The sequence below is a fragment of the Kosakonia sp. CCTCC M2018092 genome (genome assembly GCF_003864115.1).
Lineage (GTDB): Bacteria > Pseudomonadota > Gammaproteobacteria > Enterobacterales > Enterobacteriaceae > Kosakonia > Kosakonia cowanii.
In genome coordinates, this window is sequence record NZ_CP034225.1 from 769,267 (window position 1) to 795,945 (window position 26,679).

Below are 26,679 nucleotides of genomic sequence, written 5' to 3' on the forward strand. Positions count from 1 at the left end.
GCAAATGTTAACTATTTGGCGAAAGCGCCTCTTTTTGTTTACCCTTTAGGGGGCTGTCCTTTTGGCAAGGGGCGTTTTTTCCGTTTTGGAACAATAGAAGGAAGCACAATATGGAAGATCTTCACGTTGTCGATAGCATCAACAACGCGGGCTCCTGGCTGGTAAATAACCAGGCGCTGCTGTTGAGCTATGCCGTTAATATCGTGGCGGCGATCGCCATCATCATCGTCGGTATGATTGTGGCGCGTATAATCTCCAACGCCGTCAACCGGGTGATGCGTGCAAGACACATTGATGCCACCGTTGCGGACTTCCTCTCCGCGCTGGTGCGCTACGGTATTATCGCGTTTACCCTGATTGCTGCGCTGGGGCGCGTCGGTGTACAAACGGCGTCGGTGATCGCGGTGCTCGGTGCCGCTGGCCTGGCTATTGGTCTGGCACTGCAAGGTTCGCTCTCCAACCTTGCGGCAGGCGTGCTGCTAGTGACCTTCCGTCCGTTCCGCTCTGGCGAGTATGTCGATCTGGGCGGCGTTGCCGGGACGGTACTGCAGGTGCAGATTTTCTCGACCACCCTGCGTACGATTGATGGGCGAATTATCGTTGTCCCGAACGGCAAAATCATCGCCGGGAATATCATCAACTTCTCCCGTGAACCGGCGCGTCGTAATGAGCTAATCATCGGCGTGGCGTATGATTCTGATATCGATCATGTTAAGCGAGTGCTAAATGAGATCATCCAGGCCGATGAGCGCATCCTGAAAGATCGCGATATCACCGTGCGTCTGAATGAGCTGGGCGCATCATCGATTAACTTTGTGATTCGTGTCTGGACCAAGAGCGCCGATCTACAAACCGTCTACTGGGATCTGCTTGAGACCATCAAGCGCCGTTTCGATGAGGAAGGGATCAGCTTCCCGTTCCCGCAAATGGATGTAAATTTAAAACAGGTTAAAGAACAACCCGTCGAGTAAGCACAAGGCCGACACTGTCGGCCTTTTTTATATCTGCCATTATTAGCCCGGTTAATGGCAGATTAAAATTATCAATTTCACCTAATAATCCCAGCGCGTTATAGTCAGCTTCCTGCAATAAACCGGATGGGAATTTGACGTGTTATCTTATTATTTACAAGGGCTTATGTTGGGTGCTGCTCTGATTTTGCCGCTGGGGCCGCAAAATGCGTTCGTCCTGAACCAGGGGATCCGACGACAGTATCACCTCATGACGGCGCTACTCTGCACTCTGAGCGATGTTGCGCTGATTTGCGCTGGCGTCTTTGGCGGCAGTGCGTTACTGATGCAGTCGCCGTGGCTGCTGGCGCTGGTTACCTGGGGCGGGGTACTTTTTCTATTGTGGTACGGCTTTGGCGCGCTGAAAACCGCCTTTGCCCGTGATATCGATCTGGAAAATGCGCAAGCGCTTCGCCAGGGGCGTGGGCAGATCATCGCCACCATGCTGGCCGTTACGTGGCTCAATCCCCATGTTTATCTCGACACCTTTGTGGTGCTCGGCAGCCTTGGCGGGCAACTGGCGGAGATGCCGAAACGTTGGTTTGCCCTCGGCACCATCAGCGCCTCTTTTCTCTGGTTCTTCAGCCTTGCGCTGCTGGCTGCCTGGCTTGCCCCGCGTTTGCGCACCGCCACGGCGCAGCGGGTTATCAATATTCTGGTCGGCCTGGTAATGTGGTTTATCGCGCTGAAACTGGCGGCGGAAGGTGTGAACCATTTGCAAGGATTATTCAGTTAAGGTAAGTCCGATGGACAATCAGGCGTAAGTGGCTAAGCTTGCTGCCAGGCGCCCGTGCACGGGACGTAATTGAGTAACATGGAGGAGTACCTGTGAAACGTAAAGTGATAGCCCTGGCGGCAATGGTAGGTTTCAGCGCAATGGCGGTACAGGCCAGTGAATTGCCGGATGGCCCGCACATTGTCACAACGGGTACGGCAAGCGTGGATGCGACCCCCGATATCGCCACCCTGGCGATTGAAGTAAACGTCGCCGCGAAAGATGCGGCCTCAGCCAAGAAGCAGGCGGACGATCGCGTTGCGCAATACCTGAGCTTCCTTGAGCAAAACGGCATCGCCCGTAAAGATATTAACTCAGCGAACTTACGCACCCAGCCCGATTACGACTACCAGAATGGCAAAAGCATTCTGAAAGGTTATCGCGCTGTGCGCACCGTGGAAGTGACGCTGCGCGAGCTGGACAAGCTGAACTCGCTGCTTGATGGCGCGCTGAAAGCGGGTCTCAACGAAATCCGCTCCGTCTCCCTGGGCGTTGCGCAATCGGAATCCTTCAAGGATAAAGCCCGTAAAGCGGCGATTGATGACGCGACGCGACAGGCGCAGCAGCTGGCTGCCGGTTTCAATGCCAAACTCGGCCCGGTCTACAGCGTTCGTTACCATGTCTCTAACTATCAGCCGAGCCCGATGGTACGCATGATGAAGGCCGATGCACCAGCGGAGTCTGCGGCGCAGGAGACCTACGAACAGCCAACCATCCAGTTTGACGATCAGGTGGATGTGGTCTTCCAGATTGAGCCTAATCAGGCGCAACAACAGCAGCAGCAACCGCAGTCCACGCCAGCCGCGAAGTAACGCTGGCCTCCCTCTCCTCGTTCGGGGAGAGGGTCTCTCTTAATCCTGTCGCAGTACCCGATGACCGAACGCCAGCAGCGCGTCGGTAACGTTGCGCATCATCCGGCTTTCCGGCGCAAAGCGGTGCCAGTAGAGCATACGACGTTGCAGCAAGCCCGGCGTCAGGTCGATAAGCTCGCCGCTCGCCAGCTCTTTCTCGATTTGCAGATGTGGGATCATGCAGCAGGTGGTTCCCTGGCGCGCCAGCTGCACAAAGGCTTCCGATGAGTTAACGATATGGCAGGGGACGCTGCCGGGCGGCAGATCAAAATATTGCTGCAAAAAGGCCTGATGCATATCGTCGAGATGATCAAACGCCACCGCGGGCGCTTTCAGCAGCGCGGAACGCGTTACGCCGTTGGGGAAGTAGCGTTCGGCAAACTCTTTTGAGCCAACAAAAAGGTAATCGAGCGCACCCAGTTTATCCACCAGACAGCTTGGCAGCGCCTGAGGCTGGATACTCACCGCGCCTACTACTTCACCGCGACGCAGACGCTCCTGGGTGCGGGTTTCATCTTCCACCTGCAAATTGAGGCGAATCGGGGAGTCGACTAAAACCGGTGCCAGCGCGGGCAGCAGCCAGGTTGCCAGGCTGTCGGCGTTGACCGCCAGCGACAGCAGCAGCGGTGTAGAGCCGGTTTGCTCGTCACCCAGCCACTCTTCTTCCAGTAGCTCAACCTGGCGCAGCAGCGCCAGCAGTTTTTGCCCCTGCTCGGTGGGGCGCGGCGGTACGGTACGCACCAGCAGTGGCTGCCCGAACATGTTCTCCAGTTGCTTGATACGCTGTGACACGGCGGATTGAGTAATACAGAGCTTTTGCGCAGCACGCTCAAACCCACGCTCACGAATAACTGCATCAAGTGCCTGTAGTGTTCTGTAATCCGGACGTTTCATTGCTCGGGCAATCTCCTGAAAAATAGTCTTTCGCACTATGACATAAATTTCCCGTCGTGGCAGACGAAAATGGTTGTCGCGTATTGTGACACAGGTCACAGGGACTTTTCGGCAGAGCCTATCTATAATGCGCCTGAAATTTCACACCACAGGCGAACGACCATGACGCAGGATGAACTCAAAAAAGCAGTGGGCTGGGCAGCACTTCACTATGTTGAACCCGGCACCATTGTCGGCGTAGGCACCGGCTCCACCGCGGCACACTTTATTGACGCGCTGGGTACCATGAAAGGGCAGATTGAGGGCGCGGTTTCGAGCTCGGATGCTTCCACCGAGAAGCTGAAAAGCTTAGGCATCACCGTTTTCGATCTTAACGCGGTCGATCGCCTGGGGATCTACGTCGACGGCGCGGATGAGATCAACGACCAGATGCAGATGATCAAAGGCGGCGGCGCGGCGCTGACCCGTGAGAAGATCATCGCTTCAGTGGCGGATAAGTTTATCTGTATCGCGGATGCCTCCAAGCAGGTGCCGATCCTCGGCAAATTCCCGCTGCCGGTTGAAGTGATCCCGATGGCGCGCAGCGCGGTCGCGCGGACGCTGGTCAAGCTGGGCGGCCGCCCGGAGTATCGTCAGAATGTGGTGACGGATAACGGCAACGTCATCCTCGATGTCTATGGTCTGGAAATTCTCGATCCCATCGCGATGGAGAACACCATCAACAATATTCCCGGTGTGGTCACGGTGGGTTTATTCGCGAATCGTGGGGCTGACGTGGCGCTGATTGGCACCCCGGATGGCGTCAAAACCATCGTGAAATGATCTGACCGGGGGACTGCTGTCTCCCGGTAAAAATCTGACATCGTTAAATTCGGTGATATCTGTCACGTTTTTCCCCTTCATCTCGCATCCCTGCCGCGAGCTTCTGCTTTTCCAGCATTTTTCTCTGCCATTTCCCGCTGGATGACATTTCTTCAGAGCGGCGACGCAAACGTTCATATTGCCGCGATAGTTTTTTTTGATATGTTGGCTAACGCGGTTTTCCTCCGCACAACATCACAGTCAGACATAAAACAGGGTCGGGTAAATGGCAAAGGTATCACTGGAGAAAGACAAGATTAAATTTCTGCTCGTCGAAGGGGTGCACCAGAAAGCGGTCGAAAGCCTCCGTGCGGCGGGTTATAACAACATCGAATTTCACAAGGGCGCACTGGACAGCGAGCAGTTGAAAGAGTCCATCCGCGACGCCCACTTCATTGGCCTGCGATCCCGTACTCAACTGACTGAAGATGTCATCGCCGCGGCGGAAAAGCTGGTCGCTATCGGCTGTTTCTGCATCGGCACCAACCAGGTGAACCTGGAAGCAGCGGCCAAACGCGGTGTGCCAGTCTTTAACGCCCCCTTCTCCAACACCCGTTCCGTGGCGGAGTTAGTGATCGGCGAACTGCTGCTGCTGATGCGCGGCATTCCGGAAGCGAACGCCAAAGCGCACCGCGGTATCTGGAACAAGCTGGCGGTTGGTTCCTATGAAGCGCGCGGCAAAAAGCTCGGCATCATTGGCTACGGCCACATTGGTACGCAGCTCGGTATTCTCGCTGAATCACTGGGGATGCACGTCTTCTTCTACGATATCGAGAACAAACTGCCGCTCGGCAACGCCACGCAGGTGCAGCATCTCTCCGATCTGCTGAACATGAGCGACGTGGTCAGCCTGCACGTGCCGGAAAACGCCTCAACGAAGAATATGATTGGCGAAGAGGAGCTGGCGCTGATGAAGCCGGGCGCACTGCTGATCAACGCCGCACGCGGCACGGTGGTTGATATCCCGGCGCTGTGCGATGCCCTGAAGCGTAAGCACCTGGCGGGCGCAGCGATTGATGTCTTCCCGACCGAACCGGCGACCAACAGCGATCCGTTCGACTCACCGCTCTGCGAGTTTGATAACGTTATCCTGACGCCGCACATCGGCGGTTCCACTCAGGAAGCGCAGGAGAACATCGGCCTTGAAGTTGCCGGTAAGCTGATTAAGTACTCTGATAACGGCTCCACGCTTTCGGCAGTAAACTTCCCGGAAGTCTCTCTGCCGCTGCACGGTGGTCGTCGTCTGCTGCATATCCATGAAAACCGCCCTGGCGTACTGACGGCGCTTAACCAGATTTTCGCCAGCCAGAACATCAACATCGCGGCACAGTATCTGCAAACTACGCCGCATATGGGCTATGTTGTCGTCGATATCGAAGCGGAAGAAGAGGTTGCGCAGACTGCGCTACAGAGCATGAAAGCGATTCCGGGCACCATTCGTTCCCGTCTGCTGTTCTAAGTTGCGTTACGTGTTCCTCTCCCGTCCGGGAGGGGAACAACCTACCACTCCCACACCGTTGATGGTGTGATCACCGCAGGCAGCGGAATATCCCACTCCTCCACCGGCAGCTTCTCTACGCGCTGGCAATCATGGGCATAACCAACTGGCTGCACGCCATACGCGCGCCAGTTTTGCAGCGTTCTGTCATAGAAACCACCGCCCATACCTAGGCGCTGCCCCTGTGCATCAAAGGCGACTAACGGCGTGATCAGCACGTCGAGTTGGCTCAGTGGAAGCACATCACGCACGTCCAGCTTCGGCTCCTGAATTTTCAGACGATTGGTCACCAGTTCGCTGTGCGGATGGTAGTGCAAAAAGAGCAGATTACCGGGACTGAAGGGGTGTAATACGGGAAGGTAAACGCGTTTGCCGCTTCGCCAGAGCTGTTCGATCAGCGGTTGTGTATCGAGTTCGCCGTCAAAGGAGAGAAACAGGGCAACGGTGTGTGCCATCACAACAGGTGGCCAGGCCATCATTCGCAGTGCGGCTTGTTCAGCAAAATGGCGCTGCTGGGCGCTGGTGATTTCTCGTCGGCGTTGACGAATCTGTTTGCGTATTGCTTGTCGTGACGGAAGTGAATCGGGCAGTTGCGTCATGGTCGTTGTTGGTAGAAGAGGGGAATCTCCGAGATGCCGCCGCAGGCTGTAACCCTTGAACCCTTGGTTCAAGGTGAATGTGTCGTCATGATTTTAAGGCTTCTCGGACGGACCGAGCATGCTCACCAACCATGGATCGCCACACTCTGTTGGTATGAAATATCGGCTCAGGGGACTGGCCCGCTTGCAAACATCTCAGAGAATTTTTTAACTTCACTGTCAATCTACCATAGTTGACCTTGAAGTATTATTCAAACTTCGGTCCCGGTCTTTCCGTTATGCGACCTTGATCAAGTAAAGCCTGTTCAATGGTCTGCTGTAACATCTTAATACGCTGCTCCATGCTGGAAGCGTAATCACGGGTTTTTGCCTTTTCCTGAGCAAGCTCGTAGCTGATATTCAGCGCGGCGATAAACACCAACTGCTCAGTATTTGTGACTCTAGTGCGAACCTTCAGATCTTGCAACCGCTGATTCAGATCTTCCGCAGCCTGATTCAGCGCATCTATCTGCTCAGGCGGGCAGTTCACGCGGAGTGAACGGCCAAAAATTTGGATATCGACGGGTTGTGCAGACATGCCACCTTCCTGCTGTTTGACTGCGCTCTGCCTTCGCATTCGAGCCCTGGGCTGCGAAGGGGCGACACTATAAGCGACCCTGGTCCGTACTTTCAACTATTTTACGTCTATACCTTAAGTAATCCGCGTACATGCAATGGCATGTAACGTGAACCATCACGGGTATATCACCAGGGTCCAAAGTGGTAGCATACCATGAATAATTCCCCCAACGACGACGAATGCGCATGTCTATACAGAACGAAATACCTGGTTACAAGGAAGTAGGCCAGTTACTCAACCAACAAGGCGTGGGATTGCATCCTGCTGAAATGCATGGGCTGATCGCGGGGATGCTCTGCGGCGGCAACAAAGACACCTCATGGCAGCCGCTGCTGCATGATTTAACCAACGAAGGGCTGGCCTTCGGCCACGAGTTGGCCCAGGCGCTGCGTGCAATGCATGCCGCCACCAGCGATTCTCTGGAAGATGATGGCTTTCTCTTTCAGCTCTACCTGCCGGAAGGCGACGACGTTAGCGTCTTCGACCGCGCCGATGCGCTGGCAGGCTGGGTGAATCACTTCCTGCTGGGTCTTGGCGTCTCGCAGCCGAAGCTCGACAAAGTGACCGGCGAAACCGGCGAAGCGATTGACGACCTGCGCAACATCGCGCAGCTGGGCTACGACGAAGACGAAGATCAGGAAGAGCTGGAGATGTCTCTGGAAGAGATTATCGAGTATGTCCGCGTTGCGGCGCTGCTCTGCCACGATACCTTCACGCGCCAGCAGCCGACCGCACCGGAAGTGCGCAAGCCCACACTACACTAATTAGTTTTTACATGGAGGAGGTGTCATGACACAGCTTGAGTTTCTCCGTCGTCGCCAGGCTTTACTGGCGCAGATGGTTCCGGGTAGCGCGGCGTTGATCTTTGCCGCGCCGGAAGCGACCCGCAGCGCAGACAGTGAATACCCCTATCGCCAGAGCAGCGATTTCTGGTATTTCACCGGTTTTAACGAGCCGGAAGCGGTGCTGGTGCTGATCAAAAGCGATGACACCCACAACCACAGCGTGCTGTTCAACCGCGTACGCGACAAAACCGCTGAAATCTGGTTTGGTCGCCGTCTCGGCCAGGAAGCCGCGCCGGAGAAGCTCGGCGTCGATCGCGCGCTGGCGTTCCCGGAGATCGACGAGCATCTCTATCAGCTGCTCAACGGCCTCGATGCGGTCTACCACGCGCAGGGCGAATACGCTTACGCGGACACCATCCTCTTTGCCGCGCTCGACAAGTTGCGCAAAGGCTCGCGCCAGAATCTGAAAGCGCCCGCCACGCTGACCGACTGGCGGCCCATCGTGCATGAGATGCGCCTGTTTAAATCCGCTGAAGAGATTGAAGTGCTGCGCCGCGCGGGCGAGATTTCCGCGCTGGCCCATACCCGCGCGATGCAGGTGTGCCGCCCGGGCATGTTTGAGTATCAGCTTGAAGGCGAAATTCAGCATGAGTTCAACCGCCACGGCGCGCGCTTTCCCTCCTACAACACCATTGTGGGCGCGGGCGAAAACGGCTGCATCCTGCATTACACCGAGAACGAAAGCGAAATGCGCGCGGGCGATCTGGTGCTGATTGACGCGGGCTGCGAATACAAAGGCTATGCCGGCGATATCACCCGCACCTTCCCGGTCAGCGGCAAATTCACCCCGGCACAGCGCGAGATTTACGACATCGTGCTCGCCTCGCTGGAACGCGCTCTTGAGCTGTTCCGCCCTGGCACCTCGATTCAGGAAGTGACCGGCGAAGTGGTGCGCATCATGGTGAGCGGGCTGGTGAAGCTCGGCATTTTGCAGGGCGACGTTGATGAGCTGGTTGCGAAAAGCGCTCACCGCGCCTTCTTTATGCATGGCTTAAGCCACTGGCTGGGGCTGGATGTGCATGATGTCGGTGTTTACGGCCAGGATCGCTCCCGCGAGCTGGCGCCAGGCATGGTGCTTACCGTCGAGCCGGGGCTCTACATCGCACCGGACGCCGATGTACCGGAGCAGTATCGCGGTATCGGTATTCGCATCGAAGATGACATTGTCATCACCGACAACGGCAATGAGAACCTCACCGCCAGCGTGGTCAAAAAAGCCGATGAGATTGAAGCCCTGATGGCGAAGGCGCGCGCATGAGCGTGATCATCGTTGGCGGCGGCATGGCTGGCGCAACCCTTGCGCTGGCGATTTCACATCTGACGCAGGGCAAGCTTGCCGTTCATCTGGTGGAAGCCAACGCGCCCGGCGCGCAGGATCACCCCGGTTTTGACGCGCGTGCTATCGCGCTGGCGGCAGGCACCTGCCAGCAGCTGGCGCATATCGGCGTCTGGCAGGCGCTCGCCTCCTGCGCAACGCCCATCTCAACCGTACACGTCAGCGATCGCGGCCATGCCGGTTTCGTCACGCTGACGGCGGAAGAGTACCGGCTTGATGCATTAGGCCATGTGGTTGAGCTGCATGATGTCGGGCAGCGGCTCTTTAAGCGGCTGCAAAACGCGCCGGGCGTTACGCTTCACTGCCCGGATCGCGTCGATCGCTTTACCCGCAGCCAGGAGCAGGTGACGGTGACGCTGCAAAGCGGCAAGCAACTCACCGGCGAACTGCTGGTGGCGGCAGACGGTTCGCGCTCATCGATTGCCGGGCAACTCAATATCGACTGGCAGCAGTCGCCTTATGACCAGGCGGCGGTGATTGCCAATGTCACCACCTCCATTGCCCATGAGGGGCGCGCGTTTGAGCGCTTTACTGAACATGGCCCGCTGGCGATGCTGCCAATGTCGCAGGGGCGCTCGTCGCTGGTGTGGTGTCACCCGCGTGAAAAACAGCAGCAGGTGGCGAGCTGGTCAGACGAACAGTTTTGCGATGAGTTGCAAAAAGCATTCGGCTGGCGTCTTGGCCGCATCCTGCATGCCGGAAAGCGCAGCGTCTACCCGCTGGCGCTCTCCACTGCCAGCTCATCCGTCTCCCATCGCGCCGTACTGGTGGGGAATGCCGCGCAGACGCTGCATCCCATTGCCGGGCAGGGCTTCAACCTTGGCATGCGCGATGTGATGACGCTGGCGGAAACCCTTTCGCAGGCCTTTATCGAACAAACTGATGTAGGAAGCTATCCGCTTTTGCTGCGTTATAACCAGCGTCGGCAGGCAGATAAAGCTGCCACCATCGGCGTGACGGATGGGCTGGTGCATCTCTTCGCCAACCGCTGGGCGCCGCTGGTCGTTGGGCGCAACCTCGGGTTGATGGCGATGGAACTATTTACCCCGGCGCGTGATGCGCTGGCGCAACGAACCCTCGGTTGGGTCGCCCGTTAAGGAGCTAAGAGTGCAGAGTGTTGATGTTGCGATTGTCGGCGGCGGCATGGTGGGTCTGGCATTAGCCTGCGGCCTGCAAGGGAGCGGGCTGCGCGTGGCGGTGCTGGAACAAACGGTTCCGGAGCCGCAGGCTGCGGATGCCCCTCCGGCGCTACGCGTCTCGGCGATTAACGCCGCCAGTGAAAAATTGCTGACCCATCTCGGCGTCTGGTCAAACATCGTTGCCGGGCCGGTCGGCTGCTATCACGGCATGGAAGTGTGGGAGAAAGATAGCTTCGGGCGCATCTCCTTTGACGATCTGAGCATGGGTTACAGCCATCTTGGCTACATCATTGAGAACACGCGCATTCACCAGGCGCTGTGGGATCAGGCGCAGCAGTGCAAAGATGTCACACTGATTGCGCCAGCGGAGTTGCAGCAGGTCGCCTGGGGGGAGAACGAAGCGTTCCTGACCCTGAAAGAGGGCACCATGCTGACAGCGCGCCTGGTGGTGGGGGCTGACGGCGCTAATTCGTGGCTGCGCAACCGCGCGGACATTCCGCTTACCTACTGGGATTATCACCATCACGCGCTGGTGGCGACGATCCGCACCGCCGAGCCGCACCAGGCTGTCGCGCGCCAGGTTTTCCATAATGATGGCATCCTTGCGTTTCTGCCGCTGAACGATCCGCATCTTTGCTCGATCGTCTGGTCGCTGTCGCCAGAGCAGGCGAAGGCGATGCAGGAGACCAGCCCTGAGGCGTTCAACCAGGCGCTGACCATGGCCTTCGATAACCGCCTCGGTCTGTGCGAACTGGAGAGCGAACGCCACACTTACCCGTTAACCGGGCGTTATGCGCGGCAGTTTGCCGGGCATCGGTTAGCGCTGGTGGGTGATGCGGCGCACACCATCCATCCTTTAGCTGGGCAGGGCGTTAACCTTGGCTTTATGGATGTCGCCGAGCTGATTGCTGAGCTGCGTCGTTTGAGCCGCGACGGCAAAGATATTGGTCAGCACCTCTACCTGCGCCGCTACGAGCGCAGCCGTAAACATAGCGCCGCGATGATGCTGGCGAGCATGCAGGGTTTTCGCGAACTGTTTGCCGGTTCGAATCCGGCGAAAAAGCTGCTGCGTGATATCGGCCTGAAACTGGCTGATACCCTCCCCGGTGTTAAACCGCAGTTATTGCGTCAGGCTTTAGGGCTGAACGATCTGCCGGAGTGGTTACGTTAACTGCGTCACACTTTCCCTTCCCGGCCCCGGGAAGGGAAGCTCTCCTCTCATTTGAAATATTCTAATTTCACCCCCATTCTCAGATTAGTTTTTCTCATGTCGTTAATTTTGGTTCACGCGCTTTTTTGCTTTTAACCGGCAGTAAATGCTAATTACCAGCCCGGTAAGCGCGCATAACTGACCTTTTATTCTCGGTTTGTGGGGATTTTTCACTATATTCCACTGCGGTTATCTCAGAGCGTTTTGGTCATAAGCTAATGTGATGACCGGTTTTTCCTTATGGTTAAGCGCACCTTTCGGTGATAAGTTCAGGCCAAAGAGAACGTTTGCGTCACCGCCTGTAACAGGGCATCAACACGCTTTTTTGCCGCCGGAAAGGCGTTGCGAAAAACGTGATAGCTCAGCGTATTCGATGAGGAAAAGATGGCTCAGCAGACCCCTTTATTTGAACAACATACTCAATGCGGCGCCCGCATGGTCGACTTCCACGGCTGGATGATGCCCCTGCATTACGGCTCGCAGCTTGATGAGCACCACGCAGTGCGCTCCGACGCCGGCATGTTTGATGTTTCACACATGACCATCGTTGACCTGAAAGGCAGCCGGACCCGCGAATTTCTGCGTTATCTGCTGGCAAACGATGTAGCGAAGTTAACTAAGCCCGGCAAAGCGCTCTACAGCGGTATGCTTAATGCCTCGGGCGGCGTGATTGATGATTTGATCGTCTACTACTTCACCGAAGATTTCTTCCGCCTCGTTGTTAACTCCGCCACCCGCGAAAAAGACCTCTCCTGGATTTCCCAACACGCCGAACCTTATAGCATCGACATCACCGTGCGCGACGATCTCTCGCTGATCGCGGTACAGGGCCCGCATGCGCAGGAGAAAGCCGCCAGCCTGTTTACCGACGCGCAGCGCGAAGCGGTCTCTGGCATGAAACCCTTCTTCGGCGTGGAAGCGGGCGATCTCTTTATTGCCACCACCGGTTACACCGGTGAAGCCGGGTATGAAATTGCCCTGCCGAATGAAAAAGCCGCCGACTTCTGGCAAGGCCTGCTGAATGCGGGCGTAAAACCCTGCGGGCTCGGCGCGCGCGATACGCTGCGCCTGGAAGCGGGCATGAACCTCTACGGCCAGGAGATGGATGAAGGCGTCTCGCCGCTGGCAGCCAACATGGGCTGGACCATCGCCTGGGAGCCGCAGGATCGCGACTTTATTGGACGTGATGCCCTTGAGCAGCAGCGCGAAAAAGGCACCGAGCAGTTGGTTGGCCTGGTGATGACCGAAAAAGGCGTACTGCGTAATGAACTGCCGGTGCACTTTACCGATGCGCAGGGCAATGTGCAGAAAGGGGTGATCACCAGCGGCACCTTCTCGCCGACCCTTGGCTACAGCATTGCGCTGGCCCGCGTTCCGGCAGGGATCGGCGAGACCGCCGTGGTGCAGATCCGCAACCGCGAAATGCCGGTCAAAGTCACCAAACCTGTTTTTGTGCGCGCCGGTAAAGCGGTCGCGTAACGTTATTTTTCTGGAGAGAAAACAATGAGCAATGTACCAGGCGATCTGAAATACAGCAAAGAACACGAGTGGCTGCGTAAAGAAGCGGATGGCAGCTATACCGTTGGTATCACCGAGCATGCGCAAGAGCTGCTGGGCGATATGGTGTTTGTTGACCTGCCGGACGTCGGCACCACCGTCAGCGCTGGCGACGACTGCGCCGTGGCGGAGTCGGTAAAAGCGGCATCTGATATTTATGCGCCGATTGGCGGTGAAATCGTTGCGGTCAACGACAGCCTGAATGATTCGCCGGAGCTGGTAAACAGCGCGCCGTATGGCGAAGGCTGGATCTTCAAAATCAAGGCCAACGATGAGGCGGAAGTCGAAGCGCTGTTAGACGCAACCGGCTATAGCGCGCTGTTAGAAGACGAATAATGGTGTGCCGGATGGCGCGACGCGTCTCCGGCCAGCATCGATGTCTATCAACAGGCCGGTGAAGCGTCGCGCTTCCCGGCAAGCCAGTCCTTCGTTTTATCTATTACCGCACGTTTCAGGAACCCTCGCTCATGACTCAGACTTTAAGCCAGCTTGAACATCACGCCGCGTTTATCGGCAGGCATATTGGCCCGGACACCACGCAACAGCAGGAGATGCTGAACAGCGTCGGCGCAGAATCGCTCGACGCGCTGATCGGGCAGATCGTGCCGAAAGATATTCAGCTCGCCGCACCGCCGCAGGTGGGGGAGTCCACCACCGAATATGCCGCGCTCGCTGAACTGAAAACCCTGGCCCGCCGTAACAAGCGCTTTAAGTCTTACATTGGCATGGGTTACACCGCCGTGCAGCTACCACCGGTGATCCTGCGTAACATGCTGGAGAACCCGGGCTGGTACACCGCTTACACACCTTACCAGCCGGAAGTGTCGCAGGGGCGTCTTGAATCCCTGCTCAATTTCCAGCAGGTCACGCTCGATCTGACCGGCCTCGATATCGCCTCCGCTTCGCTGCTGGATGAAGCGACCGCCGCCGCTGAAGCGATGGCGATGGCAAAACGCGTCAGCAAACTGAAAGGCGCGAACCGCTTCTTCGTCGCAGCTGATGTCCACCCGCAAACGCTGGATGTGGTGCGCACCCGTGCCGAAACCTTCGGCTTTGAGGTGATTGTCGATGAGGCAGAGAAAGCCCTCGATCACCAGGATCTCTTTGGCGTGCTGTTGCAACAGGTGGGCACCACCGGCGAAGTGCACAACTACAGCGCGCTGATTGCCGAGTTAAAATCGCGCAAAATCGTGGTCAGCGTTGCCGCCGATCTGATGGCGCTGGTGCACCTGACCGCGCCGGGCAAACAGGGCGCCGACATTGTTTTCGGCTCCGCGCAGCGCTTCGGCGTGCCGATGGGCTACGGCGGCCCGCATGCCGCCTTCTTTGCCGCGAAAGATGAATTCAAACGCTCCATGCCGGGGCGCATTATCGGCGTCTCCAAAGACGCGGCCGGTAACACGGCGCTGCGCATGGCGATGCAGACCCGCGAGCAGCATATTCGCCGCGAAAAAGCCAACTCCAATATTTGTACTTCGCAGGTGCTGCTGGCCAATATTGCCAGCCTCTATGCGGTATTCCATGGCCCTGAAGGGCTGAAACGTATTGCCGGGCGCATCCATCGCCTGACCGATATTCTCGCCGCTGGCCTGCAGCGCGGCGGCCTGAAACTGCGCCACGCGCACTACTTCGACACGCTCTGCGTTGAAGTCGCGGATAAAGCCGCAGTGTTGGCGCGTGCGGAAGCCCATGAAATCAACCTGCGCAGCGACATTCTCAACGCTGTCGGCATTATGCTGGATGAAACCACCACCCGCGACGATGTGCTGGCGCTGTTCAGCGTTCTGCTCGGCGACGCACATGGCCTTGAGATCGACGCGCTGGATAAAGAGGTTGCCCTCGACAGCCGCTCTCTGCCGGCTGAAATGGTGCGCGACGATGCAATCCTCAGCCACCCGGTGTTCAATCGCTACCACAGCGAAACTGAGATGATGCGCTATATGCACTCGCTGGAGCGCAAAGATTTGGCGCTCAACCAGGCGATGATCCCGCTCGGTTCCTGCACCATGAAGCTCAACGCCGCGGCAGAGATGATCCCGATCACCTGGCCGGAATTTGCGGAACTGCACCCGTTCTGCCCGCCGGAGCAGGCGGAAGGTTATCACCAGATGATCGCGCAGCTCTCCGACTGGCTGGTGAAACTGACCGGTTACGATGCGCTCTGTATGCAGCCGAACTCCGGCGCGCAGGGCGAATACGCTGGTCTGCTGGCGATCCGCCACTATCACGAAAGCCGCAATGAAGGGCATCGCGATATCTGCCTGATCCCAAGCTCTGCCCACGGCACCAACCCGGCTTCGGCGCAGATGGCGGGTATGCAGGTAGTGGTCGTGGCCTGCGATAAGAATGGCAATATTGATCTGGCTGATCTGCGCGCGAAAGCGGAGCAGGCGGGCGAAAACCTCTCCTGCATTATGGTGACCTACCCGTCAACGCACGGCGTCTATGAAGAGACGATCCGCGAAGTGTGCGAAGTGGTGCATCAGTTTGGTGGTCAGGTTTACCTCGATGGCGCGAACATGAACGCGCAGGTTGGCATTACCTCTCCGGGCTTTATTGGTGCCGATGTGTCGCACCTCAACCTGCATAAAACCTTCTGTATCCCGCACGGCGGCGGTGGCCCGGGCATGGGGCCGATTGGTGTGAAAGCGCATCTGGCACCGTTTGTTCCGGGTCACAGCGTAGTGCAAATTGAAGGCATGCTGACGCGCCAGGGCGCGGTTTCCGCTGCACCGTTTGGCAGCGCGTCGATCCTGCCGATCAGCTGGATGTATATCCGCATGATGGGTGCCGAGGGGCTGAAAAAGGCGAGCCAGGTGGCGATCCTCAACGCCAACTATATCGCCAGCCGCCTGAAAGAGGCCTTCCCGGTGCTCTACACCGGCCGTGATGGACGCGTGGCGCATGAGTGCATTCTCGATATTCGCCCGCTGAAAGAGGAGACCGGCATCAGCGAGCTAGATATCGCCAAGCGCCTGATTGACTACGGTTTCCACGCACCGACCATGTCCTTCCCGGTTGCCGGTACGCTGATGGTTGAACCGACAGAGTCTGAAAGCAAAGCCGAACTGGATCGCTTTATCGACGCGATGCTGGCGATCCGCGCTGAGATTGAGCGCGTGAAACAGGGCGAGTGGACGCTGGAAGATAACCCGCTGGTCAATGCGCCGCACGTCCAGCATGAGCTGGTGAGTGAGTGGAACCACGCCTACAGCCGCGAGCTGGCAGTCTTCCCGGCGGGCGCGGTAAATAAATACTGGCCGACCGTGAAACGACTGGATGATGTTTATGGCGACCGGAATCTCTTCTGCTCCTGCGTGCCGATGAGCGAATATCAATAATCGCTTGATTCCACTATCTTTTAAGGGCGCTTCGGCGCCCTTTCTATTTGGGAGAAGATCATGGCAATTGCCTTAGTAAGCGGCGCAAGCCGGGGAATTGGTCGAGCCACCGCGCTGTTACTGGCGCAAGAGGGCTATACCGTCGCAGTGAATTATCATCGTCAGCGTGACGCCGCTGATGAGGTGGTAACAGCGATCCTTGCGCTGGGCGGCAAAGCGTTTGTAGTGCAGGCGGATATCAGTGATGAAAGTCAGGTTGAAGCGATGTTTGCGCGCATTGACGAAGAGGGGCTGCAGCTGACCGCGCTGGTTAATAATGCCGGGATTCTGTTTCAGCAGAGCCGGGTGGAAGCGCTGAGCGCGGCGCGCATCAACCAGGTGCTGGCGACGAATGTGACGGGCTATTTCCTCTGCTGTCGTGAAGCGGTAAAGCGCATGTCGACGCAGCATGGCGGGCAGGGCGGCGCGATTGTGAATGTCTCGTCAGCCGCGGCACGGCTTGGCTCACCGGGGGAGTATGTTGATTATGCGGCGTCAAAAGGAGCGGTAGATAGTTTAACCACCGGCCTGTCGCTGGAGGTGGCGGCAAGCGGCATCCGCGTCAACGGCGTGCGTCCAGGGTTTATTTATACGGAGATGCATGCCAGCGGCGGCGAACCGGGACGCGTCGATCGCGTCAGCAGCGCCATTCCGATGCAGCGCGGCGGGCAGCCGGAAGAGGTGGCGCAGGCGATTGCCTGGCTGTTAAGCGATAAAGCCTCCTATGTGACAGGAAGCTTTATCGATCTGGCCGGGGGAAAGTAGCGTTTTTTATGCCTGATGGCGCTTCGCTTATCAGGCCTACAAATCGAATGCAGCGCAACGCCCAAACGTGGTGCAAATCTGTCGTAGGCCGGATAAGGCGCAGCCGCCATCCGGCAACGCCAAACGTGATGCAATCCGTCCCAGGCCGGATAAGGCGTAGCCGCCATCCGGCAACGCCTCAATAGATCACACGTTCTCGCCGTTGCTGGCGATCACTTCCTTGTACCAGTTAAAGCTCTTCTTGCGTGAGCGCGACATATCGCCGGTGCCGTCGTCGTGCTTGTTCACGTAGATAAAGCCGTAGCGCTTGCTGTACTGGCCGGTGGTGAAGGAGACGCAGTCAATGCAGCCCCACGGGGTGTAACCCATTAGATCGACGCCATCATAGGTGACGGCTTCGACCATCTCTTTCACATGCGCGCGCAGATAATCGATGCGGTAATCATCGTTAATGCTGCCATCCTCTTCGACTTTGTCGTAGGCGCCGAAGCCGTTTTCAACGATAAACAGCGGTTTCTGGTAGCGCTCATACAGCTCGCAAAGGGCGTAGCGCAGGCCAACCGGGTCAATCTGCCAGCCCCAGTCGGAGGCTTTCACGTGCGGGTTCGGCACGCTGCCCTGGAAACCGGAGAGCGCATCGCCCGAGCCGCCTTCGGCTTTCACCGCGTTGGTCATGTAGTAGCTGAAGCCCAGGTAGTCGCAGCACCCTTCGCGCAGGATCGCTTCATCCCCGGCTTCCATTTTGATGTTAAAGCCGCGACGCTCCCACTCGTTAAGCACATAGGAGGGGTAGTAACCGCGCAGCTGAACATCGGTAAAGACATAACGCTCGCGCATTGATTCCTGCGCGTACATCACATCTTCAGGCTTACAGGAGAAGGGATAGAGCGGCACCATCGCCAGCATGCAGCCGATCTGCATCGACGGGTTGATGCGGTGACCAATCTTCACCGCCATCGCGCTGGCGACAAACTGGTGATGCAGCACCTGGTACATCGTCTCTTCCGGATTTTCGTGCTCGGTATAGACCACGCCGGAGCAGCAGTAGCCGAACAGCGGCGCGCGCCAGTTGCGCTGGTTGTTGATCTCGTTGAAGGTCATCCAGTATTTGACCTTGTTTTTGTAACGCTCAAACACTACTTCGGCGAAACGCACAAAGAAATCAACCACTTTACGGTTGGTCCAGCCGCCGTACTCCTGCACCAGGTGCAGCGGCATCTCAAAGTGGGAGAGGGTAATCACCGGCTCGATGTTGTACTTCAGCAGCTCATCAAACACATCGTCGTAGAATTTCAGACCCTCTTCATTGGGCTGCAACTCATCGCCCTGCGGGAAGATGCGGGTCCAGGCAATTGAAGTTCGGAAACATTTGAAGCCCATCTCGGCAAAGAGTTTGATGTCCTCTTTGTAATGACCATGAAAATCAACGGCCTCATGGTTCGGGTAGTATTTTCCCGCTTCCACTTGCGACGTGATTTCACGCGGGACGCCGTGTGCACCGCCGGTCAGTACGTCGCAGATGCTCGGGCCTTTGCCGCCTTTGTTCCAGCCGCCTTCTACCTGATGCGCGGCAACGGCGCCGCCCCACAAGAAATCTTTCGGTAAGGTCAATTTTTTCATCGTTGCTCTTCTCGTCATATTGGCTGCCAACGAGTCTAGCAAAGGGGAAATGAATGTCACGATATAACAAATTGCCGCTGCGGTAATTTGTTACACCGAAAAAACACCCTGTTTTTTTATGCTATTTTCTTCGCCAGTTTACGCCCCAGCGACTCGAGAATATAAACCACCGGAATTTGCGTCGTAATATCGTACCCGCCGGAAATACGCATTTGCGGCACGTGCCAGGAGATATTGTAATCCGCGAGTTTCGCCAGACGCGAATGTTCGTGACTGGTAATCGAGAGGACTTTGCAGTGATGCAGGCTGAACTGGCTGGCAAAACGCAGGATCTCCTCGGTTTCTCCAGAGACAGAGAGCACAATTGCCAGCGCATTTTTCGCCATATCGTTGGTCACCGGGAAATAGGGATCGTCGATATGGTTACTGAATTTGCCAATATTTGAGAAAAATCGTGCGCCATATTTCGCCAGTGCCCCTGAGGTGCCTGCTCCGACGAAGATAATGCGCTCGGAGGATAATATTATCTCGACGGTGCTATCGAGTAATTTATCGAATTCGTCGTTATTAACGCTTTTAAAAAAGCTGATTACTTCGCTGGCACCGAAATTAGCCTGCGGCGGCTCGTTCTGTTCCAGATACAATTTAAAGCGCACGCGAAACTCGGAATACCCCTCGCAGTTAAGCTTGCGGCAAAAGCGCAGCACCGTGGTGGTCGAGACGCCCGCCGCGTCGGCCAGCTCGCGGATCGTCATATACATCACTTTGTCGCGGTTTTTGACCACAAAGTTGTAGACCATCATCTCCAGGGTGTTGAGGCTGGCGATGGCAGAGTGGGTAAACATCGTCACGGCGGTGTCCTTTGCTGCTGATAATGTAGCCAGCCCTCGTCGGGCCTGCCTGCAAATGTGTCTCATGCTGCCACAACTGCGGCTCGCGCGCCCCGACTTTTAGCCGAACCTCAGGCAGTTACACATTCATATGCGAAATATTTTAGCGTACAGGTGTGCACTGGAATTATTCTCAGTTACTCTAGTAGCGCAACGTTTTTGAGTTCTCCTGGAGTTACCTATGGTCAAAAAACCATTAATCGCACAGGGATATACACTGGCAGAGGAGATTGCCAACAGCATCAGTCACGGTATCGGGCTGGTGTTCGGGATTGTCGGGCTAGTGCTGCTGCTGGGACAGGCAGCCGACACCCATGCCAGTACGCTTGCCATCACCAGTTATGCGCTTTATGGCGGCAGCATGATCCTGCTGTTTCTGGCCTCAACGCTCTACCACGCCGTTCCGCATCCCCGCGCCAAAATATGGCTGAAGAAATTTGACCACTGCGCTATCTATCTGCTGATTGCGGGTACCTACACGCCGTTCCTGCTGGTCGGCCTGGATTCACCGCTGGCACGCGGGCTGATGGTGGTTATCTGGGGCCTCGCGCTGCTGGGCATCCTGTTTAAGCTGACGATCGCGCACCGCTTTAAGGTGCTGTCACTGGTCACCTATCTGGCGATGGGTTGGCTCTCGCTGGTGGTGATTTACCAGCTTGCCACGCGTCTTTCACCGGGCGGCGTCACGCTGCTTGCCGTGGGCGGCCTGATCTACTCGCTTGGCGTCATTTTTTACGTCTGTAAACGTATTCCCTACAACCATGCCATCTGGCACGGCTTTGTCCTTGGCGGGAGCGTCTGCCACTTCCTCGCGATCTATCTTTACGTCGGCCAGATTTAAACCCTGCGTGGTGGCCGGGCGGGCAGATGCCTTGCCCGGCTCAGAACCGCTTACTCTTCGAGCGAGTAGGGCAGCGGCTCAATGCTCAACGTATTAGCATCCTCGCGCACGCGGAACACGCTGTCCGGCTCCATGTCATTATTCATCACCACCTGAACAATCACGCGCCCGTCATCCAGCTGTGCGGCAGCCAGTACGGTGCCGGTGCGACGCCAGTTGTCGCCCATCTTACGCTCGAGATCTTCTCCCGCTTCCGGAACGCGGCTGGCGGTTCCTGCCAGATACCACAGCGCGCGTTTATTGGCTCCGCGGAATTTTGCTCGCGCCACCATCTCCTGGCCGGTATAGCACCCTTTCTTAAAGCTGATGCCGCCCAGCGCCTGCAGGTTGGTCGCCTGCGGAATAAACTGCGCGACATTCGCTTCATCAATGACCGGCAGACCCGCTTCGATATTCAACGCCAGCCACTGCTGGCTGTTATTGAACTGGGCTTCGCCGCGCAGCTTCTCGGTGACCATTTCGGCCGTGGCGGCATCGGTCACTAACAGGAAGCGTTCAGCGGGATGAGCAAACCACAGCAGCGTGGTTTCACCCTCCTGCACGACCTGACTTTCGCTCTCCGGCAGGGTGGAGAAGAGATTCGCCAGCGCGGCCCGCGCCTGGAAACCGGCTACACCAAGCAGAACGCGCTCGTCGTCCGCCGCGATAGTCACTTTGGAGAAGACGGCATATTTTTTCAGCTCGCGCAGCTGGGTTTCACGCACGCTGCGGCGCAACAGCCACGCGAACCCCTCTTTATCGTGGAACAACCGCATATTGCTCCACATTTTGCCTTTAGAATCACAGTGCGCCGCCAGCAGATGCTGATTGGCCGCCAGTGTCGAGACATCTGCCGTCACCTGGCCCTGCAGATACTTCTCGCTATCGGCCCCGGTAATGGTTGCCAGCGCCCAGTCATCGAGCGTCATAAGCGTCAGCGGCAGACGTGAAGAGGCGGTCGGCTGGCGCGGAGGAAAAGGAGTAAAAGCCATATTAATGTCCTGATTAGCTTAACGCTGTGTTGGGTGTTAATGGTAAAAGAGCCGGTGTCCATTGCAAGCGATAAAGCATGCGATTTGTGCCATTGTGATGGCATTGCGAGATATTACGCAGCGGAATGAAATCGTTGCAGAGAAGTGGAATTATTCTGGAAGCCGGCTCGAGCAGCGAAATATTCCGCAAAAGATATATTAAAAACACGTTACAATGTGCCCCATCATGCCGAACAGGGAGATACACATGGATATTACTAACAAGGCCCGTATTCACTGGGCTTGCCGTCGCGGAATGCGCGAACTCGATATTTCCATCATGCCTTTTTTCGAACATGAGTACGATTCGCTAAGCGATGATGACAAACGTCTCTTTGTCCGCCTGCTAGAAAATGACGATCCCGATTTATTTAACTGGCTTATGAACCACGGCAAGCCACAGGATGCGGAGTTGCAAAGAATGGTGCAGTTAATCCAGACACGGAATCGGGATCGTGGTCCTGTGGCAATCTGAGTTACGCGTCTCCTGGCGCGCACAGTGGCTCTCCTTACTGCTCCACGGATTCGTAGCCGCCCTCATCTTGCTGATGCCCTGGCCGCTGAGCTACACGCCTGTATGGCTGCTGCTGCTTTCGCTGGTGGTGTTTGACTCCGTACGGAGCCAACGGCGCATCAACGCCTGTCATGGCGAGATTAAGCTGCTGATGGATTCGCGCCTGCGCTGGCAGGGTGAGGAGTGGGATATTGTCGGTACGCCCTGGATGCTGCGTAGCGGAATGATGCTGCGATTGCGTCGCGAGGAAGATGGGCGTCGCCAGCATCTCTGGCTGGCGGCAGACAGTATGGATGCGCAGGAGTGGCGCGATCTGCGCCGGATGATTTTACAAAAACCGGCGCAGGGGCTGCACTAAAGGCAACGTCGCAGAGGTCAGGCGAAGCGCTCTGCCATCTCCGTCAGGATCTGCTCGCACCACGCTTCGAGGCGCGCGTCGCTCAGGTCATACTGGTTGGTCTCATCCAGCGCCAGGCCGACAAATAGCTGCCCGTCGGCAATAATCGGTTTGTTGCTGGTAAACTCGTAGCCTTCGGTCGGCCAGTAACCGACGAAGTTGACGCCTTTCGGTGCCAGCTTGTCATGCAGCATGCCCAGTGCGTCGAGGAACCATTCGCCGTAGCCGAGCTGGTCGCCCATGCCGTAGAGCGCCACAATTTTGCCATCAAGGTTGAGCGTGTCGAGCATCTCCCAGACGGCCTCCCAGTCTTCCTGCAGTTCGCCAAAATCCCAGGTCGGAATGCCGAGGATCAGCGCATCATACTGCTCCATCAGGGTGGGAGCATCGTCTTTCAGATTGTGTAGCGTGACCAGTTCCGGCCCGATAATGTCGCGAATCTTCTCCGCCGCCATTTCGGTGTAGCAGGTGCTGGAACCATAAAACAGACCAATATTCATAACGTAAACATCTCGGTTCTTGATGTGTCTTTGCACGCAGTGTACCAGAATCAGGTCTCAATCAGGCATAATGCAGCGATTGAGAGAAGGAGAGGGCGGATGGAAGAAGATCTCGCACGTATCGAACAATTTCTTGATGCGCTCTGGCTGGAGAACAACCTGGCGGAAAACACTCTCAGCGCCTATCGTCGCGATCTGAAGGGTGTTGTGGAGTGGCTTCATCATCGGGGCAGCAGCCTGGAGCGCGCGCAGAGCGACGAGTTGCAGGCACTGCTCGCCGAACGCGTCGAAGGGGGCTATAAAGCCACCAGTTCGGCGCGTCTGCTGAGCGCCGTGCGGCGTTTTTTTCAGTATCTCTATCGCGAAAAGCTGCGCCAGGATGACCCGAGCGCCCAGCTGGCCTCTCCTAAGTTGCCGCAGCGCCTGCCGAAAGACTTAAGCGAAACGCAGGTTGGCCGGTTGTTACAGGCACCGGTGGTTGACCAACCGCTGGAGTTACGCGATAAAGCCATGCTTGAGGTGTTGTATGCGACCGGCCTTCGCGTGACGGAACTGGTAGGGCTGACGATGAGCGATATCAGCCTGCGCCAGGGCGTGCTGCGGGTTATCGGTAAAGGCAACAAAGAGCGTCTGGTGCCGCTGGGCGAAGAGGCGATCTACTGGGTTGAGCACTATCTTGAATATGGGCGTCCGTGGCTGCTTAACGGTGCTTCGATTGATGTGCTGTTCCCGAGCCAGCGTGGGCAACAGATGACGCGCCAGACTTTCTGGCATCGCATCAAGCACTATGCGGTGCTTGCAGGGATCGACAGCGAAAAGCTCTCGCCCCACGTCCTGCGTCATGCTTTTGCCACGCATTTGCTCAACCACGGCGCGGATCTGCGCGTGGTGCAGATGCTGCTGGGGCATCAGGATCTCTCGACAACGCAAATTTATACGCATGTCGCCACCGAGCGGCTGCGCAAGCTTCATCAACAGCACCACCCGCGGGCGTGAGTGCTGACAATCTAAGGATCTGTTATGAAAAAAGGTTTAATCATGTTCACCCTGCTGGCTGCGTTCACCGGCGCGGCCCATGCCGATGATGCGTCGATCAAGCAGTCGCTGGCGAAGCTGGGTGTACAGAGTTCCGACATCATGCCCGCTCCCGTTGCCGGAATGAAAGCCGTGATGACCAACAGCGGCGTGCTCTATGTCACCGAAGATGGCAAACATATTATTCAGGGGCCGATGTATGACGTCAGCGGCGCGCAGCCGGTCAACGTCACCAGCAAAATGCTGCTGCCGCATCTTAACGCGCTGGAAAAAGAGATGATTGTCTACAAAGCGCCGCAAGAGAAGCATGTCATCACCGTCTTTACCGATATCACCTGCGGCTACTGCCAGAAGCTGCACAGTGAAATGGCCGACTACAACGCACTGGGTATTACCGTGCGTTACCTTGCCTTCCCGCGCCAGGGCGTGCCGAGCGATGTAGAAAAAGAGATGAAGGCGATTTGGTGCGCGAAAGATCCGAAGAAAGCCTTTGATGATGCAATGGCAGGCAAAGGTGTTAAGCCTGCCAGCTGCGATATCAGCATCGCTAACCACTACGCGCTGGGCGTGCAGTTTGGCGTAAACGGTACGCCAGCCATTGTGCTGAACGATGGCTACGTTGTGCCGGGCTACCAGGCACCCGCCGAGATGAAAGCCTTCCTCGACCAGCACCAGAAAGCGACGGGCGGTAAGTAATCCCCGTGAAAGCTGAGATACAACTTCGCCGCCGTGAGGTGGATGACGCGGCAGTGCTGGCGGATTCACTCCCGCCGCTGCTGCGTCGCTTATATGCCAGCCGCGGCGTGAAGAGCGACCGCGATCTGGAACGCAGCGTAAAAGGGATGCTTCCCTGGCAGCAGCTGACCGGCATCGATGATGCGGTTACGCACCTCTACAACGCCATGCGCGAAGGGCTGCGCATTATCGTGGTCGGGGATTTTGACGCCGACGGCGCAACCAGCACCGCGTTAAGCGTGCTGGCGCTGCGCTCGTTGGGCTGTGACAACGTCAGCTACCTGGTGCCGAACCGCTTTGATGATGGCTACGGCCTCAGCCCGGAAGTGGTCGATCAGGCCCACGCCCGCGGTGCGCAGCTGATCCTGACCGTAGATAACGGCATCTCCTCCCATGCGGGCGTAGCGCGTGCCCATGAATTGGGTATCCCGGTTGTGGTCACCGATCACCATCTGCCCGGCGACACGCTGCCCGAGGCTGAGGCGATTGTGAACCCCAACCTGCGCGACTGCGACTTCCCGTCGAAATCACTGGCAGGCGTTGGCGTTGCCTTCTATCTGATGCTGGCGTTGCGTGCCTTTCTGCGCGACAACGGCTGGTTTGAGGCGCGCGGCATTGCGATGCCAAACCTGGCTGAACTGCTCGATTTGGTGGCGCTGGGCACGGTGGCGGACGTCGTACCGCTGGATGCCAATAACCGTATTTTGACCTGGCAGGGGTTGAGCCGTATCCGCGCCGGCCGCTGTCGCCCGGGTATTAAAGCGCTGCTGGAGATTGCCAACCGCGAGGCGCACAAGCTGGCGGCAAGCGATCTCGGTTTCGCACTCGGCCCGCGCCTCAATGCTGCCGGGCGTCTGGATGATATGTCCGTCGGCGTGGCGCTGCTGCTGTGCGACAACCTCGGCGAAGCGCGGCAGCTGGCAAGCGATCTCGACGCGCTCAACCAGACGCGCAAAGAGATTGAGCAGGGCATGCAGGCGGAAGCGCTGACGCTGTGCGAGCAGCTTGAGCGCAGCAGTGAGACGCTGCCCGGCGGGCTGGCGATGTACCATCCCGAGTGGCATCAGGGCGTGGTCGGCATTCTGGCGTCGCGCATTAAAGAGCGCTTCCATCGCCCGGTGATCGCCTTTGCGCCCGCTGGTGAAGGCGTGCTGAAAGGCTCCGGGCGCTCGATTCAGGGGCTGCATATGCGCGATGCGCTGGAGCGGCTCGACACGCTCTACCCCGGCATGATGCTGAAGTTCGGCGGCCACGCGATGGCGGCCGGATTAACGCTTGAAGAGGCCAATTTTGACGCCTTCCAGCAGCGCTTTGGCGATCTGGTCACCGAGTGGCTCGACCCGGCGCTGTTGCAGGGGGAGATTCTCTCCGACGGGCCGCTTAGCGCCCAGGAGATGACGCTTGAAGTGGCAGAGATGCTGCGCGAGGCGGGCCCGTGGGGGCAGATGTTCCCGGAACCGATGTTTGACGGCGAGTTTCGCCTGTTGCAGCAGCGGCTGGTGGGCGAGCGTCATTTAAAAGTGATGCTGGAGCCGGTTGGCGGCGGTCCGCTGCTCGACGGGATCGCCTTTAACGTTGATACCGCCATCTGGCCGGACAACGGCGTGCGGCAGGTGAAAATCGCTTATAAACTCGATGTTAACGAGTTTCGCGGCAACCGTAGCGTGCAGCTGATCATCGAAAACCTCTGGCCACTTTAGCGCCACTATTCGCTACAAATAAGGGCATAGATCCGGTA

At 57.2% G+C, this 26,679-nt stretch carries 26 protein-coding genes and 1 other RNA gene; 19 read left to right on the top strand and 8 right to left on the bottom strand.

Annotated features, from left to right (window positions below; all coding sequences use genetic code 11):
• Positions 1 to 110: 110 nt before the first annotated feature.
• The 3 genes from mscS to EH164_RS03580 all read left to right on the top strand — a co-directional run bounded on the left by mscS (position 111) and on the right by EH164_RS03580 (position 2,597).
• The gene (gene mscS, locus EH164_RS03570) at positions 111 to 971 is read left to right on the top strand and encodes a small-conductance mechanosensitive channel MscS (RefSeq protein ID WP_124967315.1); all 861 of its coding nucleotides are present in this window, start codon (positions 111 to 113) and stop codon (positions 969 to 971) included.
• Between the two features lie 139 nt (positions 972 to 1,110).
• Entirely contained in the window at positions 1,111 to 1,746 is a 636-nt protein-coding gene (gene argO, locus EH164_RS03575) for an arginine exporter ArgO (RefSeq protein WP_124967316.1), read from the top strand.
• Positions 1,747 to 1,838: 92 nt separating this feature from the next.
• Positions 1,839 to 2,597: an oxidative stress defense protein gene (locus EH164_RS03580; RefSeq protein ID WP_023480810.1), complete on the top strand. Its 759-nt coding sequence runs from the start codon at positions 1,839 to 1,841 to the stop codon at positions 2,595 to 2,597.
• Between the two features lie 39 nt (positions 2,598 to 2,636).
• Here the strand turns inward: EH164_RS03580 and argP are convergent, their stop codons facing one another.
• Positions 2,637 to 3,530 carry a DNA-binding transcriptional regulator ArgP gene (gene argP / locus EH164_RS03585; protein WP_023480875.1) on the bottom strand — a complete coding sequence of 298 codons (894 nt, stop codon included), beginning with the start codon at positions 3,528 to 3,530 and terminating at the stop codon, positions 2,637 to 2,639.
• 162 nt (positions 3,531 to 3,692) lie between these two features.
• Here argP and rpiA point away from each other — a divergent pair, with 162 nt between their 5' ends.
• Together rpiA and serA are read left to right on the top strand one after the other, a co-directional pair.
• On the top strand, positions 3,693 to 4,352 hold the full coding sequence (rpiA, locus tag EH164_RS03590; RefSeq protein ID WP_023480899.1) for a ribose-5-phosphate isomerase RpiA: 660 nt from the start codon (positions 3,693 to 3,695) through the stop codon (positions 4,350 to 4,352).
• Between the two features lie 265 nt (positions 4,353 to 4,617).
• A complete protein-coding gene (gene serA, locus EH164_RS03595) occupies positions 4,618 to 5,850 on the top strand; it encodes a phosphoglycerate dehydrogenase (protein WP_023480742.1) in 1,233 nt (410 codons plus the stop codon).
• 41 nt (positions 5,851 to 5,891) lie between these two features.
• Here the strand turns inward: serA and EH164_RS03600 are convergent, their stop codons facing one another.
• From EH164_RS03600 to zapA, 3 genes are all read right to left on the bottom strand, one after another.
• Positions 5,892 to 6,488 carry a 5-formyltetrahydrofolate cyclo-ligase gene (locus EH164_RS03600; RefSeq protein WP_124967317.1) on the bottom strand — a complete coding sequence of 199 codons (597 nt, stop codon included), beginning with the start codon at positions 6,486 to 6,488 and terminating at the stop codon, positions 5,892 to 5,894.
• A gap of 21 nt (positions 6,489 to 6,509) precedes the next feature.
• Positions 6,510 to 6,693: non-coding RNA, 6S RNA (gene ssrS, locus EH164_RS03605), on the bottom strand.
• Positions 6,694 to 6,735: 42 nt separating this feature from the next.
• On the bottom strand, positions 6,736 to 7,065 hold the full coding sequence (gene zapA, locus EH164_RS03610; RefSeq protein ID WP_124967318.1) for a cell division protein ZapA: 330 nt from the start codon (positions 7,063 to 7,065) through the stop codon (positions 6,736 to 6,738).
• A gap of 227 nt (positions 7,066 to 7,292) precedes the next feature.
• Between zapA and EH164_RS03615 the strand changes: the two genes are divergently transcribed.
• The 8 genes from EH164_RS03615 to EH164_RS03650 all read left to right on the top strand — a co-directional run bounded on the left by EH164_RS03615 (position 7,293) and on the right by EH164_RS03650 (position 17,339).
• The gene (locus tag EH164_RS03615) at positions 7,293 to 7,871 is read left to right on the top strand and encodes a YecA family protein (protein ID WP_023480800.1); all 579 of its coding nucleotides are present in this window, start codon (positions 7,293 to 7,295) and stop codon (positions 7,869 to 7,871) included.
• Between the two features lie 25 nt (positions 7,872 to 7,896).
• Positions 7,897 to 9,210 (top strand): Xaa-Pro aminopeptidase, encoded by a 1,314-nt coding sequence (gene pepP, locus EH164_RS03620; RefSeq protein ID WP_124967319.1) that lies wholly within the window; start codon positions 7,897 to 7,899, stop codon positions 9,208 to 9,210.
• Positions 9,207 to 10,385 (top strand): 2-octaprenyl-6-methoxyphenyl hydroxylase, encoded by a 1,179-nt coding sequence (gene ubiH, locus EH164_RS03625; protein ID WP_124967320.1) that lies wholly within the window; start codon positions 9,207 to 9,209, stop codon positions 10,383 to 10,385. Before pepP ends, ubiH begins: the two co-directional genes overlap by 4 nt.
• Before the next feature lie 10 nt (positions 10,386 to 10,395).
• A complete protein-coding gene (gene ubiI, locus EH164_RS03630) occupies positions 10,396 to 11,598 on the top strand; it encodes an FAD-dependent 2-octaprenylphenol hydroxylase (protein WP_124967321.1) in 1,203 nt (400 codons plus the stop codon).
• Between the two features lie 423 nt (positions 11,599 to 12,021).
• Positions 12,022 to 13,116: a glycine cleavage system aminomethyltransferase GcvT gene (gene gcvT / locus EH164_RS03635; protein WP_124967322.1), complete on the top strand. Its 1,095-nt coding sequence runs from the start codon at positions 12,022 to 12,024 to the stop codon at positions 13,114 to 13,116.
• A gap of 24 nt (positions 13,117 to 13,140) precedes the next feature.
• Positions 13,141 to 13,530: a glycine cleavage system protein GcvH gene (gene gcvH / locus EH164_RS03640; RefSeq protein ID WP_023481002.1), complete on the top strand. Its 390-nt coding sequence runs from the start codon at positions 13,141 to 13,143 to the stop codon at positions 13,528 to 13,530.
• 131 nt (positions 13,531 to 13,661) lie between these two features.
• Positions 13,662 to 16,535 (top strand): aminomethyl-transferring glycine dehydrogenase, encoded by a 2,874-nt coding sequence (gene gcvP, locus EH164_RS03645; protein WP_124967323.1) that lies wholly within the window; start codon positions 13,662 to 13,664, stop codon positions 16,533 to 16,535.
• Between the two features lie 60 nt (positions 16,536 to 16,595).
• Positions 16,596 to 17,339, top strand: coding sequence for an SDR family oxidoreductase (locus EH164_RS03650; RefSeq protein WP_124967324.1), 744 nt, complete (start codon positions 16,596 to 16,598; stop codon positions 17,337 to 17,339).
• Positions 17,340 to 17,525: 186 nt separating this feature from the next.
• On the opposite strand, the gene EH164_RS03655 is transcribed toward EH164_RS03650, so the two are convergent.
• Positions 17,526 to 18,959, bottom strand: coding sequence for a 6-phospho-beta-glucosidase (locus EH164_RS03655; RefSeq protein WP_124967325.1), 1,434 nt, complete (start codon positions 18,957 to 18,959; stop codon positions 17,526 to 17,528).
• A 116-nt stretch (positions 18,960 to 19,075) separates the two neighbouring features.
• Positions 19,076 to 19,804: a MurR/RpiR family transcriptional regulator gene (locus EH164_RS03660; protein ID WP_124971247.1), complete on the bottom strand. Its 729-nt coding sequence runs from the start codon at positions 19,802 to 19,804 to the stop codon at positions 19,076 to 19,078.
• Positions 19,805 to 20,030: 226 nt separating this feature from the next.
• Here EH164_RS03660 and EH164_RS03665 point away from each other — a divergent pair, with 226 nt between their 5' ends.
• Positions 20,031 to 20,690 (top strand): hemolysin III family protein, encoded by a 660-nt coding sequence (locus EH164_RS03665; RefSeq protein WP_124967326.1) that lies wholly within the window; start codon positions 20,031 to 20,033, stop codon positions 20,688 to 20,690.
• A gap of 50 nt (positions 20,691 to 20,740) precedes the next feature.
• Here EH164_RS03665 and ygfZ read toward each other — a convergent pair whose 3' ends face one another.
• Positions 20,741 to 21,721: a tRNA-modifying protein YgfZ gene (gene ygfZ / locus EH164_RS03670; protein ID WP_124967327.1), complete on the bottom strand. Its 981-nt coding sequence runs from the start codon at positions 21,719 to 21,721 to the stop codon at positions 20,741 to 20,743.
• 247 nt (positions 21,722 to 21,968) lie between these two features.
• On the opposite strand from ygfZ, the gene sdhE reads away from it, so the two are divergent.
• Both sdhE and EH164_RS03680 read left to right on the top strand, forming a co-directional pair.
• A complete protein-coding gene (gene sdhE, locus EH164_RS03675) occupies positions 21,969 to 22,235 on the top strand; it encodes an FAD assembly factor SdhE (RefSeq protein WP_023480982.1) in 267 nt (88 codons plus the stop codon).
• The gene (locus EH164_RS03680) at positions 22,216 to 22,632 is read left to right on the top strand and encodes a protein YgfX (RefSeq protein WP_023480882.1); all 417 of its coding nucleotides are present in this window, start codon (positions 22,216 to 22,218) and stop codon (positions 22,630 to 22,632) included. The genes sdhE and EH164_RS03680 overlap by 20 nt, the downstream gene beginning before the upstream one ends.
• Before the next feature lie 17 nt (positions 22,633 to 22,649).
• Here the strand turns inward: EH164_RS03680 and fldB are convergent, their stop codons facing one another.
• A complete protein-coding gene (fldB, locus tag EH164_RS03685) occupies positions 22,650 to 23,171 on the bottom strand; it encodes a flavodoxin FldB (protein WP_124967328.1) in 522 nt (173 codons plus the stop codon).
• 99 nt (positions 23,172 to 23,270) lie between these two features.
• Between fldB and xerD the strand changes: the two genes are divergently transcribed.
• The 3 genes from xerD to recJ are packed head-to-tail and all read left to right on the top strand — an operon-like array spanning position 23,271 to position 26,641.
• Positions 23,271 to 24,167, top strand: coding sequence for a site-specific tyrosine recombinase XerD (gene xerD, locus EH164_RS03690; protein WP_023480693.1), 897 nt, complete (start codon positions 23,271 to 23,273; stop codon positions 24,165 to 24,167).
• A 24-nt stretch (positions 24,168 to 24,191) separates the two neighbouring features.
• Positions 24,192 to 24,902, top strand: coding sequence for a bifunctional protein-disulfide isomerase/oxidoreductase DsbC (gene dsbC, locus EH164_RS03695; protein ID WP_124967329.1), 711 nt, complete (start codon positions 24,192 to 24,194; stop codon positions 24,900 to 24,902).
• Between the two features lie 5 nt (positions 24,903 to 24,907).
• On the top strand, positions 24,908 to 26,641 hold the full coding sequence (gene recJ / locus EH164_RS03700; RefSeq protein ID WP_124967330.1) for a single-stranded-DNA-specific exonuclease RecJ: 1,734 nt from the start codon (positions 24,908 to 24,910) through the stop codon (positions 26,639 to 26,641).
• Positions 26,642 to 26,679 lie beyond the last annotated feature (38 nt).

Excerpts from the sequence above, each read along its gene's own strand:
- mscS (WP_124967315.1), top strand. The coding sequence starts at position 111 with ATGGAAGATCTTCACGTTGTCGATAGCATCAACAACGCGGGCTCCTGG.
- argP (WP_023480875.1), bottom strand. The coding sequence starts at position 3,530 with ATGAAACGTCCGGATTACAGAACACTACAGGCACTTGATGCAGTTATT.
- rpiA (WP_023480899.1), top strand. The coding sequence starts at position 3,693 with ATGACGCAGGATGAACTCAAAAAAGCAGTGGGCTGGGCAGCACTTCAC.
- serA (WP_023480742.1), top strand. The coding sequence starts at position 4,618 with ATGGCAAAGGTATCACTGGAGAAAGACAAGATTAAATTTCTGCTCGTC.
- EH164_RS03600 (WP_124967317.1), bottom strand. The coding sequence starts at position 6,488 with ATGACGCAACTGCCCGATTCACTTCCGTCACGACAAGCAATACGCAAA.
- zapA (WP_124967318.1), bottom strand. The coding sequence starts at position 7,065 with ATGTCTGCACAACCCGTCGATATCCAAATTTTTGGCCGTTCACTCCGC.
- EH164_RS03615 (WP_023480800.1), top strand. The coding sequence starts at position 7,293 with ATGTCTATACAGAACGAAATACCTGGTTACAAGGAAGTAGGCCAGTTA.
- pepP (WP_124967319.1), top strand. The coding sequence starts at position 7,897 with ATGACACAGCTTGAGTTTCTCCGTCGTCGCCAGGCTTTACTGGCGCAG.
- ubiH (WP_124967320.1), top strand. The coding sequence starts at position 9,207 with ATGAGCGTGATCATCGTTGGCGGCGGCATGGCTGGCGCAACCCTTGCG.
- gcvT (WP_124967322.1), top strand. The coding sequence starts at position 12,022 with ATGGCTCAGCAGACCCCTTTATTTGAACAACATACTCAATGCGGCGCC.
- gcvH (WP_023481002.1), top strand. The coding sequence starts at position 13,141 with ATGAGCAATGTACCAGGCGATCTGAAATACAGCAAAGAACACGAGTGG.
- gcvP (WP_124967323.1), top strand. The coding sequence starts at position 13,662 with ATGACTCAGACTTTAAGCCAGCTTGAACATCACGCCGCGTTTATCGGC.
- EH164_RS03650 (WP_124967324.1), top strand. The coding sequence starts at position 16,596 with ATGGCAATTGCCTTAGTAAGCGGCGCAAGCCGGGGAATTGGTCGAGCC.
- EH164_RS03655 (WP_124967325.1), bottom strand. The coding sequence starts at position 18,959 with ATGAAAAAATTGACCTTACCGAAAGATTTCTTGTGGGGCGGCGCCGTT.
- EH164_RS03660 (WP_124971247.1), bottom strand. The coding sequence starts at position 19,804 with ATGTTTACCCACTCTGCCATCGCCAGCCTCAACACCCTGGAGATGATG.
- EH164_RS03665 (WP_124967326.1), top strand. The coding sequence starts at position 20,031 with ATGGTCAAAAAACCATTAATCGCACAGGGATATACACTGGCAGAGGAG.
- ygfZ (WP_124967327.1), bottom strand. The coding sequence starts at position 21,721 with ATGGCTTTTACTCCTTTTCCTCCGCGCCAGCCGACCGCCTCTTCACGT.
- sdhE (WP_023480982.1), top strand. The coding sequence starts at position 21,969 with ATGGATATTACTAACAAGGCCCGTATTCACTGGGCTTGCCGTCGCGGA.
- fldB (WP_124967328.1), bottom strand. The coding sequence starts at position 23,171 with ATGAATATTGGTCTGTTTTATGGTTCCAGCACCTGCTACACCGAAATG.
- xerD (WP_023480693.1), top strand. The coding sequence starts at position 23,271 with ATGGAAGAAGATCTCGCACGTATCGAACAATTTCTTGATGCGCTCTGG.
- dsbC (WP_124967329.1), top strand. The coding sequence starts at position 24,192 with ATGAAAAAAGGTTTAATCATGTTCACCCTGCTGGCTGCGTTCACCGGC.